Source organism: Alkalibacterium sp. (assembly GCF_046484155.1).
In the GTDB taxonomy this organism is placed as follows: Bacteria; Bacillota; Bacilli; order Lactobacillales; family Carnobacteriaceae_A; genus Alkalibacterium.
Map to the genome: position 1 here is coordinate 1 of NZ_JAWOBT010000053.1, position 11036 is coordinate 11036.

11 protein-coding genes are annotated in these 11036 nt (G+C 40.0%); 1 reads left to right on the plus strand and 10 read right to left on the minus strand.

The genetic code is table 11. From position 1 onward, the window contains the following. Positions 1-530: 530 nt before the first annotated feature. From R6U02_RS04390 to R6U02_RS04435, 10 genes are all read right to left on the minus strand, one after another. Positions 531-1235, minus strand: a complete 705-nt coding sequence (locus tag R6U02_RS04390) for a DUF1129 domain-containing protein (RefSeq protein WP_410262424.1) — start codon at positions 1233-1235, stop codon at positions 531-533. Positions 1236-1256: 21 nt separating this feature from the next. Then, positions 1257-2357, minus strand: coding sequence for a redox-regulated ATPase YchF (ychF, locus tag R6U02_RS04395; protein WP_410262425.1), 1101 nt, complete (start codon positions 2355-2357; stop codon positions 1257-1259). Between the two features lie 33 nt (positions 2358-2390). After that, a complete protein-coding gene (locus R6U02_RS04400; RefSeq protein ID WP_410262426.1) occupies positions 2391-2576 on the minus strand; it encodes a DUF951 domain-containing protein in 186 nt (61 codons plus the stop codon). A 22-nt stretch (positions 2577-2598) separates the two neighbouring features. After that, positions 2599-3477, minus strand: a complete 879-nt coding sequence (locus tag R6U02_RS04405; RefSeq protein ID WP_410262434.1) for a ParB/RepB/Spo0J family partition protein — start codon at positions 3475-3477, stop codon at positions 2599-2601. Continuing rightward, positions 3470-4234 (minus strand): ParA family protein, encoded by a 765-nt coding sequence (locus tag R6U02_RS04410; RefSeq protein WP_410262427.1) that lies wholly within the window; start codon positions 4232-4234, stop codon positions 3470-3472. Before R6U02_RS04410 ends, R6U02_RS04405 begins: the two co-directional genes overlap by 8 nt. A gap of 31 nt (positions 4235-4265) precedes the next feature. Then, entirely contained in the window at positions 4266-4985 is a 720-nt protein-coding gene (gene rsmG / locus R6U02_RS04415) for a 16S rRNA (guanine(527)-N(7))-methyltransferase RsmG (RefSeq protein WP_410262428.1), read from the minus strand. Positions 4986-5713: 728 nt separating this feature from the next. Further along, entirely contained in the window at positions 5714-6880 is a 1167-nt protein-coding gene (locus R6U02_RS04420; protein ID WP_410262429.1) for a cation:proton antiporter, read from the minus strand. A 36-nt stretch (positions 6881-6916) separates the two neighbouring features. Then, on the minus strand, positions 6917-7249 hold the full coding sequence (locus R6U02_RS04425) for a hypothetical protein (protein ID WP_410262430.1): 333 nt from the start codon (positions 7247-7249) through the stop codon (positions 6917-6919). A 510-nt stretch (positions 7250-7759) separates the two neighbouring features. Next, the gene (locus R6U02_RS04430; RefSeq protein ID WP_410262431.1) at positions 7760-8944 is read right to left on the minus strand and encodes a cation:proton antiporter; all 1185 of its coding nucleotides are present in this window, start codon (positions 8942-8944) and stop codon (positions 7760-7762) included. Positions 8945-8989: 45 nt separating this feature from the next. Next, the gene (locus R6U02_RS04435; RefSeq protein WP_410262432.1) at positions 8990-9499 is read right to left on the minus strand and encodes a hypothetical protein; all 510 of its coding nucleotides are present in this window, start codon (positions 9497-9499) and stop codon (positions 8990-8992) included. Positions 9500-9635: 136 nt separating this feature from the next. Here R6U02_RS04435 and R6U02_RS04440 point away from each other — a divergent pair, with 136 nt between their 5' ends. Further along, a complete protein-coding gene (locus R6U02_RS04440) occupies positions 9636-10088 on the plus strand; it encodes a GNAT family N-acetyltransferase (protein ID WP_410262433.1) in 453 nt (150 codons plus the stop codon). Positions 10089-11036: the final 948 nt, after the last annotated feature.

Below are 11036 nucleotides of genomic sequence, written 5' to 3' on the forward strand. Positions count from 1 at the left end.
TTCAACCAGTCGCTACGGTTTTCTCCCCAGCTTGATAAATCGGATGTATCTGTTTCGACTAGATAATCGACAACTTCTTGTATCAGTTCTGTTGTTGTGTTCTTTGTCATCTGAATTCCTCCATTTTATATATGAGAACTTTCTAATTTATCCCTTATCATTGTATCATAATGGTAGGGGTAATTGCGAATATTAAACGGAAAAATTTAAAATATAAAGGGATTAGTTAATAGCTATGTATCCAATAAGGGTTGACACAGTGACCTTTAATTACTACTCAAAACATATTCACTGCTCAAGATATTTGTATCAGAAGAGACAGCTCTCGCTCAATTCGACTCCGACGTAGCTGGCCTGCCGGGTCACTTCTCTTTTGTTCATTGAATATGTAAAGGCGTATGTAAAGCAATCACATCTGTAAAATCACCTGAATGAGCGGGCACTTAAACAGCTTTTCAATAATCAAATTAGATAAAAACACCTTTATCCGTGGATAAAGGTGTTTTTATCTATTTAAATTGACGTTCCTTTTAAATCAACGTTCCCTTGATATCCAGTCTTTTCTTCAGATACCATTTTGCTAAGAAAGCGAGTAGCCCTATCGCCAAAGTATACGGACCTGGAATAACCGGATTAATAGCCGGTGGAATCAGCGCCGTGCCAAAGGCCATCAGCATTATCCATATAACCATCGTTGAGGTTGTCGCTAGGATATATTTCAAGAAGCCACCTTTAACACCAGGTTTCGGTGCATATTTGGTGATTATCATAACGGCAAAGCCACCTAAAATAAAGTTAAGCAGCAGAGTAACAAAACCTAAACCGGCTTCTTCATTACCCGTAAGGTATGAAATCCCGGTTATAATGGCGAACATTCCACCTAATAGCAGGGCCCCATCAAGATAGATCTTCCACGATTCTGAACGTTCTACGGGTTGCTCTATAACCCCTTTTTTCCCTTCAATGAGAAAACGGGCCTGATCTGTGGCTGTCCCGTAAAGTGTTCTCGCTGTTACATGATTCGCTTGTTCAGCAACAATGTTTTTCAGCATATCGTTCAGGATCACTGTCTTACGTTCACCAGACATGTTGGCATCGTCAAGTTGACGATTCAATTTAATCATGTATTCTTGATTCTTATTCGTCAGCTGATCAAATAAAGTCGCATTTTCTTTTTCTTTTTCAACGTAATCATACTGATCGTCTTGTTCAATGACGTTTTTATTTTTAGACATACTTAACATACTCTCCTTTTTCTAAACGTTGAAACGGAATAGAATAACATCGCCATCTTGCACGACGTAGTCTTTTCCTTCTGATCTGAATTTTCCAGCTTCACGAGCAGCTTTTTCACTCCCCAGACGGTCATAGTCTTCATAGGAAATGGTTTCAGCACGAATAAAGCCACGCTCGAAATCACTATGAATGACACCGGCTGTCTGTGGAGCTTTCATCCCTTTTTTAAAGGTCCATGCGCGGACTTCTTGAGGTCCGACAGTAAAGAAAGTGGCTAGACCTAACAAGTCATAAGATGTGCGAATCAGTTTGTTTAACCCCGGTTCAGTTACACCTAAATCATCCAGGAACATCTCTTTTTCTTCATCATCCAGTATAGCAATTTCTTCTTCGATGGCTGCTGAAATAGCGACCACTTCAGCCCCTTCTTCTGCCGCAATATCGCGGACGGTCTGCAGGTGCTTGTTGCTTTCAGGATCAGCGATTTCTTCTTCGGCAACGTTAGCCACATAAAGAACCGGTTTACTTGTCAGCAAGAAGAGTGAACGCAGTAGCGGTAATTCATCATCTGTAAATGAAAGGATGCGCACGGGTTTTCCCTCTTCAAGCACAGGTTTGATTTTTTCTAAAACGGCCAACATCTCAACCGCATCTTTATCCTTGGTTCTTGCTTGTTTTTTCACCTTTTCATAACGTTTATCAACGGCATCCAAGTCGGCTAAGGCTAATTCTAAATTGATGGTTTCAATATCTTCTGCCGGATCGACTCGACCTGATACATGTGTGATGTTTTCATCTTCAAAACAACGCACGACGTGACAAATCGCATCCACTTCACGGATATTTGCTAAAAATTTATTTCCTAATCCTTCACCCTTACTTGCTCCTTTGACAATTCCCGCAATATCGATGAATTCAAATGTAGTCGGTATGACTTTTTTCGGGTTCGCGAGTTCCGCTAAGCGGTTCAAGCGCTTATCGGGAACTTCCACGATCCCGACATTCGGATCGATCGTGGCAAAAGGATAGTTCGCAGCCTCTGCTCCTGCTTTCGTGATGGCATTAAATAGTGTTGATTTTCCTACGTTGGGTAACCCAACAATTCCTGCTGTTAAAGGCATATATATGTTCACCTTTCACTTTCTTTAAAATAATTAGTCTTTCAAGACTTTTTTCAGTTTTCTATCGAATTCTCGACGAGGCATCATGACTAAATGGTCACATCCCGTACATTTGATACGAATATCAGCCCCCATGCGAATGATCTCCCAGCGATTCGTTCCACAAGGATGCGGCTTCTTCATTTCGACGACATCGTGTAAATCATAGGATTTTTCCATCTCATTTAGCCTCCTTGGTTCTTTAGTTTAAATCAATATTCAATTCTTCTAAGATACGATTCAGGTCATCAGGAGACACGTATTCGATTTCTATCTTCCCTTGCTCTCCTTTTTCGCGAATCGCCACACTCGTTCCAAACTTATCAGTCAATAACTCTTCTGATTTGCGAATATACACAGATTTCTCTGCCACCTGTGGCTTTTCAGGTTTATCTTTAGGGTGTTGATTCGCTTCTGAAACCAAGTGTTCCAGCTGTCTCACCGTTAATTTTTCTTTGACTGCGCGTTTGGCAAGTTTTTTGATTTTGGATTTATCTTTCAGTCCAAGCAGCGTGCGTGCTTGGCCATTAGAGAGCTGCCCTTCCTGGACCAGCTGCTTCACTTCTTCTGGTAGTGACAGTAAACGCAAATGATTGGCAATATACGAGCGACTCTTACCTAACTTTTCAGCTACCATTTCCTGTGTCATCGATAATTTATCCATCATCATATTATATGCTTCTGCTTCTTCAAGAGACGTTAAGTCTTCACGCTGCAGGTTTTCTAAAATAGCCACCTGCATCATGACTTCTTCATTCAGTTCTCTAATGATGGCTGGTATTTTATCCTTGCCGGCAATCTTGGATGCTCTGAACCGTCTTTCTCCAGCTATGATTTCATAGCCTTTAACAGATGACTGACGTAAGATGATCGGTTGGAGCACCCCAGAAATATTGATAGAAGCAGCCAGTTCATTCAGCGCATCTTCATCGAAATGACGTCTGGGCTGATATGGATTGGGACGGATTTCAGCTAAATCAATAAGTTGTACGCGTTCATCATTGCGATCGACCTCTTCATCAAAATTAGGCACATCAAATAAGGCATCAATGCCACGGCCTAGTCCTTTTTTCTTATTCACCACTATCCATCACTTCCTTCGCTAATTCTTGATAGACTTCTGCACCTTTGGATCTAATGTCATAGTCAATAATTGACAAACCATAACTAGGCGCTTCCGACAATCGTACATTACGTGGAATAATTGTTGCATAGACTTTTTCCCGGAAATATTTTTTTACTTCATTCACCACTTCGAATCCAAGATTTGTACGGGCATCCAGCATGGTCAAGAGCACGCCTTCCACTTTCAACTCTTTGTTGAAATGTTTCTGTACCAAGCGGACCGTATTAAGCAGCTGGCTTAATCCCTCTAATGCATAATATTCGCACTGCACGGGGATCAGGACAGAGTCACTCGCTGTGAACGCGTTGATTGTTAAATGACCAAGAGATGGTGGGCAATCGATCAAAATATAATCGTAATCATCTTTCACTGTCTCTACAGCTCTTTTCAGCCGTGTTTCTCTCGCCATCAAACTAGTCAACTCTACTTCTGCCCCAGCTAGTTGTATCGTAGCGGGGACAATGCTCAAATTATCTCGACTTGATGACAACACAACATCTTTAAGCGGTTCTTCGTTAATTAAAACATCATAAATATCTCTATCTACTTCGCCTTTTTTAATGCCTAACCCACTGGTTGCATTGCCTTGAGCATCCATATCGATCAACAATACCTTTTTTCCGTTATAGGCTAAAGAAGCACCAAGGTTGACCGTAGTCGTTGTTTTTCCTACGCCACCTTTTTGGTTTGCAACAGCTATAATCTGTCCCATGTTCTTCCTCCAAACTTTCTGCTCTATTCGTTTATGCTAATGGGCTCTTGTTGGGAGTCCCTGGTCGTCTTGGATATTTATTCGGTGTTTCTGTTTTCTTATCTATCAGGATGATCGTGCGTTCACCCGCATCTTCCGGTAACTCAAACGAATGGGTTTCTCTCACTTTTCCGCCAAGTAATCCGATCGCGGCTACGGCTTCATCCAACTCTTCAGGCGCATGCGTCGCTTTCATTGCAATAAACGTGCCCTCTTTTTTTAGTAATGGTAGGCACAATTCAGCTAAAACACTCATACGTGCCACTGCTCTGGCCGTAACGAAATCGAAAGAGGCTCTGAACCGTTTGTTTTGACCAAACGTCTCTGCACGGTCGTGATACAGAGAGACGTCACTCAGACCCAATTCCTCAACTATTTCCTCAAGAAATGTGATGCGTTTTTTAAGTGAATCGACGATCGTGATCTGTAATTCAGGGTAAATGATTTTAAGGGGGATACTGGGAAAACCAGCACCTGAGCCTACATCGCATAGACTGTGGACCCCTTGACTAAAATCGACATACAACCCTGCAGTCAATGAATCATAAAAATGTTTCAAGTAAGCTTCTTCACGTTGCGTAATCGCAGTTAAATTCATCTTTTCGTTCCATTCCTGCAGCAGTTCCAAATAACGTTCAAACTGACGCATCTTGGCTTCTGTGATCGGAATGTCTCTTTTTTTAAGTTCGGACTGAAATTCTTCTGGAGTCATTCGTCAAAAATCCTTTCTCTATTCAGTCGTGAAACACTTGAATGTTTCACAAAAACACTCTCTTCACTTTATACTAAACAGCTAGTAAATACAATGGTTAGAAGCGATTTTCTCATTACATAAAAAACACCTGACACTAGTCAGCGGCTGGTGAAAAACAACGGTATAATCGAGATAAAAGATCCCATATCACAGTAGAATAAAAACAAAAGACAGGCCTACTCGAAATTCACTTACTGAATGCTTCACTATCTCTGTCTTTTTAAGTTTTTTCATTGATAGGCCTCATTATCCGCTTCAGGTTCACCATAACTATTATGATATCCATGCCAATCAGACCCGGCGATGATGCTATCTCATAATCATGTCGACGCTTTGCTTCACCATTTTAAAAATCATAATCCTAAGTACGACAATAGTAGCAATTAATCCCCTTATGAAGAGCAGCTGAAAATAAACTCGGGAAGGTGATCCGAAAGAATGAATTTCAAATAATTTGCTGATGATTTCTTCCCTATCCTCAACTGCAATTTCTACTACAGGTTCCTCTTTTGATTTTCAGACCGTTCCTTCATTACTGGCTAGCTGATCCTGCAAGTTTCCGATTCCAGCATTTTAATTCCCCTCTCATCCCTCTGTTGCAGAACCCTCGAAAAGAAAAACTGGAGCGTCACTAATATAGAAGAACACACTGGATGGCAGTGTGCTCTGATGTTCATTATTTTTACTTACTCTTGCGTTTCGCCTACTCTGTTCAGCGCTTTACCTAAGAGCAGCGGACCAAATATTTCAAAGAAAACGACACCGGTCAAGACAACACCGGTGATTGCTCCCGAGACATTCGGAAGGCTCCGTTCAGCAATCGTTGCCAACCCTATCGCTACGCCTGCTTGCGGAAACAGACCAAACCCTAAATTGTATTGCACTTTTTTACTGACTGTTGTGAAGCGAGAAAAGATGAAAATGCCTGCATATTTACCAAATGAACGAGCCACTATATAACCCACACCAATCAGTCCGACCTGACCTAAAATGGCAATATCCAAGTGTGCACCCGCTAAGGTCAGAAAAATGATGAATATAGGCAGTTCGATACGATTAAGGAGTGTCGCAATAAGTATTTTCCTGTTTGTCAGGTTAGTAATCGTAACCCCAGCAATCATATCAGTTAAAATCGGCGATAAATCGAAGTAAGCTGCAATACCCGAATTAAAGAGCAGGGCCGCTAATAATAAAACCAATAGCTTGTCATTGCTGATCTCTTTTCTTATAAAGTAAGAGACAAATACTCCCCCAATTATTCCAACTAAAGCTGCAAATAAAATATCTAAAACAACCGAACCGACGAGCATGACGATCGAAGCCGCTGTATCATTTACCATAGACTGAACAAATGATACCATTACACCGAAGGTCAAAATAGTGATCAGATTATCAAATGCTACGAGTCCCAGCAGATTCTGAGTCATTTCACCTTCCGCTTTAGTTTCTTTGATTATAGATACCACCCCAGAAGGTGATACAGACATCGCGAGCGGACCTAAAATCAATGCATATTGGATCGGCATACCAAGAAGCCATGTTACAAGGGAAACGATAATAGCTGTAAAAAATGTATTTCCTAAAGACATCTTAATTAGATTCTTCCCAAAAGCTTTAAATACACGGTAATGAAGTTCCATTCCTACTGACACGGCCAGCATGCTCAGTGCCAGTTCATTAGCAAATTCTAAATTATGCTGGACCTCTGAGGTTATGAAGTTAAAAAAACTCGGGCCTAGTATCAATCCTGTTAATATGTAACCCGTGACCGTTGGCACTTTCAGTTTTTTTGCTAGCTTGCCTCCTCCCATTCCTGCAACCAGAATAATTGCAATATATAAAGTATATGACATATTTATAACCTTCCTTTTTCCATATTTTCTCTATAATTAGAATTCGATTCCTTTTGTAAAGTTTACAGGCACACTGAAAAAGATGGCATTATCTGGTTTTTCTAAATCGCCACACACACTTTCAGCAATCGAAAGAACTTCATTTCGTTCTGCTTCATCTTTAACGACTGTGAAGATGGTCTTGCTATTTGATTCGCGTTCTTCGCCAAGTTCCGCGAACATTGAAAACATCGGAAACTGATTAGAAATAAGATGCCCCATCCCGCTACTATCAAGGACTGTTGCTCCTTTGATCTCATAACGCATAAACAAGGTTAAGATCTCATTCAACAAGTCAGTTTTATTCAAGACGATAACTACAAGTTCCATATTATATCCCTTCTTTCTTATATGATGACCATTAAACATTTAACACCGACACACCGTTAAAGCGCTTTCCTATTCCCTTAAATTTAATTATGACCAATAACGCGATTTATTTCAAGTATTTAATAACAGCTGGTGTGCTGCAACCTGAATTGTACTATTCGCTAAAATAACATGCCGGAATGATTCTCGAATCAGGAAAAACGTGAGCCCTATCTTGGTGATGGGTTTCCTGCCACCCTAGTTCTTATACGGTAAGATCTGGGCAATAAAAAACGTTCCACAGCTCTCTTTATGAGCTGTGAAACGAAAAACAGCATCTTTTATTTTAATTAAGAATAGTTTCTAATCTAAAATAAAAGATGCTGTTTATTTGTATCTATTAGTTTCTATTATTATCAGCTGACCTGATGACTTTTTATAAAACAGCCGAGAACACTCCTGACTTTAGTCATGAGTGGTTCAATAATGACTATCAGCAAAATGAGGAGCTACAAAACATATAATGGAAGCTCACTCATTCTCTGGAGATATTTCTCTCGCTCTAGTCAACGCTATTTTAGTAGCAATTGGTCCGATCAGTCCGTAAATCAGAGTAGCACTCAGCACCACAGCTCTTATCTGAGGACCGTACATGGGTACGATCGTTTGTGCGACAGCTATCAACCCGATCGCAACTCCGCCTTGTGGGATAAGTGTTGCGCCTAAATAATTAGCAACTGTTTCAGGAGCATGTGTTAGCTTAGCTCCAATATACACACCAGAAATTTTACCGATAACTCTCACCGTAATATAAACTATCCCAATTAAACCGACAGAAGGAACAACGGCTAAGTTTAACTGCGCTCCGGCAATGACAAAAAACATGAGATATATTGGCGCAGTTATACGATCGGACAATTCATTCATTGAGGATGAAGATGGAGAGATATTCGTCAATGTAGCTCCCATGATCATAGTCGTTAACAATTCAGAAATGCCAAATGATAAAGATAATCCGGCTGCTGAAAACACAAATATAATTAGAATGGCTAGGCGATTACCACTTGTTCGGAAAAACTTTAACGGCCATTTCATCAGGAATCCCAATACCACACCCACTACTACAGAATAAAATATATCCAGGAATGGACTGAGCGCGGTTAAGAACAAGGAGATCTCGCCCTGAACCTCTAATAGCGATTGAGCAATTGTTGCAGCGAAACCAAATAATATTAGCGCAAAGGCGTCATCCAATGCGACGACGCTCAGTAAGGTTTCGGTTACCGGACCTTTTGCTTTATATTCTTTGATCACCATTATGGTGGCCGCCGGTGCTGTTGCTGCTGCTATAGATCCCAGAACTAATGCAAAAGGTAATTCCACGCCTATAAGTAACAGAGCTGTTGTCACAAAGACTGCTGCTAAGATTGCTTCACAAGCCGCGATTACTATCGGTGTAAAGCCTACCCTTTTAAAATAACTTCGCTTGAATGATAACCCCACGGTAAACGCAATGAATCCCAAAGTAACTTCTGAGACAAGTTCAAAGTGTTCCAATACTTCTGGCGTAAGACCATTTAAAAATGAGGGTCCAAACAGCAACCCGCCTATTAAATATCCTGTAACATTAGGCATTTTAACAAGAGTTGCTAATTGTCCAAAAACTAAACCCACTATGAGCATAATAGCAATATATAAAATAATTGATATTTCCAACTTTTTAACCTTCTTTTCTTTATTTAAACACTACTAAAAAATTTCTTACTCTCTAATACCTTCTTGAAATAATACGGGTACAGCAAACATAATTCCTGTGTTCGGTTCACCGATGTCTTTTAATACTTTTCTGACGGTTTGGCGAGCCAAATCCAGGTCTTCTTCAGGGATCACACTATAAATCGTTTTATTTTCCGTGTGGCTAGATATAAATAAAGGCTTGATGGTTGAGAATATTCTCGCTTCACTAAGCTGAGATAAATGCTCTGCCATTCCAACAGAATCTATGACTGTTGCAGCTTGTCCAACTTCGTCATTAAAACTCATTAATAAATCATCCAATAGATCAATATGGTTTAATACAATTATAAACAATACTTTATTTTTCATTTTCACACTTCCTTTCTTTAGTCTATATACAATCATACGCTTAAATACTGAATTTTCAAGCGAGTAAGGGCTTTCATTGAAAAACATTGTGAAAAATGTTGATAATTCAAATATAAACCGGTATTTACACCAGAATTGGCTCTCTTGAGCTTTCCCAGCTATCATTTTCTCTATTCAATATAAGGACTCCTATTTTCATGGTTGTTATATTATTTTTTTTATGTATACTGTGGTTGTGGGTCTCAAATCATGCAAATTGATAGACCCTAATATGATTTATAAAGGAGATTGACACTCGGTTATGTGGCAGTTTAAACACTTTCAAGAATTAGATGCACACGATTTTCATCAAATAATAAAAGAACGTACGAAAATTTTTGTCGTTGAACAAGGCTGTGCCTATCAAGAAGTGGATGATATCGACTTAAAAGCCATTCATCTTGTAAAAAGACAAAAAAATTCGATTAAAGCTTACGCACGGATTTACAAAGAAAATCATAAAATAAAAATCGGACGCGTTTTGGTCCCTGGAGAATTTAGAAATGAAGGTCATGGTAAAGAATTGATCAAAGTAGCCCTTGATTACGTAAAATGTCATCATCCAAACAGTGATGTGTCTATTCAAGCTGAAGCTTATCTTAAAGATTTTTATGAGAGATTCGGTTTTGAAACAACGTCTGAGCTTTACTACGATTACGCCATTGGACATTACGACATGCAATTAATGCTGAAAGAACCTGTTTTACAGTACTAATTTCTGAATTGCGCTGTAAAAAACTACCCTGGAGAGATTTTGAATCTCTCCAGGGTAGTTTTTTTGACACTAGATTATTTTGAGTGGCTTTAAAAAAATTAGTCAGCACATGAGCAGCATATTGCGCCTGATAGGTCTCCAATAACTAGTTCATCGTTACCGTATCTGGTCGCGACGCACTAATTATGGGGATTTCCGGTACGCTTATCCAAAAGGCAACGATCGTAGAAGCTATCACGTTGTCTAAAATAACCGCCCATTTTCCCTTCGAAGATACTTTTCATTGAAAATAAGTGGCTACTGACGAATATTTAAATCTTCAGCGGGCACTTTTGAAATGTTTGGTAGCCACTGAACGAATTGATATTTTCAAGTCGGGACTTAAGTCGACTTCAAGCGACCACTCATTGTCAGACCAACACTGGGTGAACGCTTATGTCGCTCTCTAATGACCACTCAAAAGTTAGTGACTAACGGGTGGGTATTCGAAGGGCTCTATACTTACTACTCCATAACCATCATGCGTTGACTGGTCGCTAACGAGCTCCCTTGAGACCCACTCGCAAACAACCAGGTGCTGAGTAGGCACTCATTGATGCTGCTACTGCACACTCGCGAGATGTCCTTCATCGAGTGGTTGCTTAAAAAGACCATACTAGTTACTCAGTATATGAAATGACCGAGTGGGCACTTTACAACCAAAATTAATCAAACTAGGCACCCGCCCTATACTTTGTCTTGGTCATGCTCGGCCCTGAAAGCGAGCATGGTCCTACCAACGTGCAAAGAAGGTTGAGGCAACTGATCCGACCGGATCAGTTGCTACTTTATAAAGTTGAAAAAAGTAAGCATGAGGATCACATCCTCATGCTTACTTCCCTTTGCTGTCAAGAGTCATATTTAGTTATTAGCAAACCGGTCGAACTTGTTTTTGGTACCGTTTGCTAT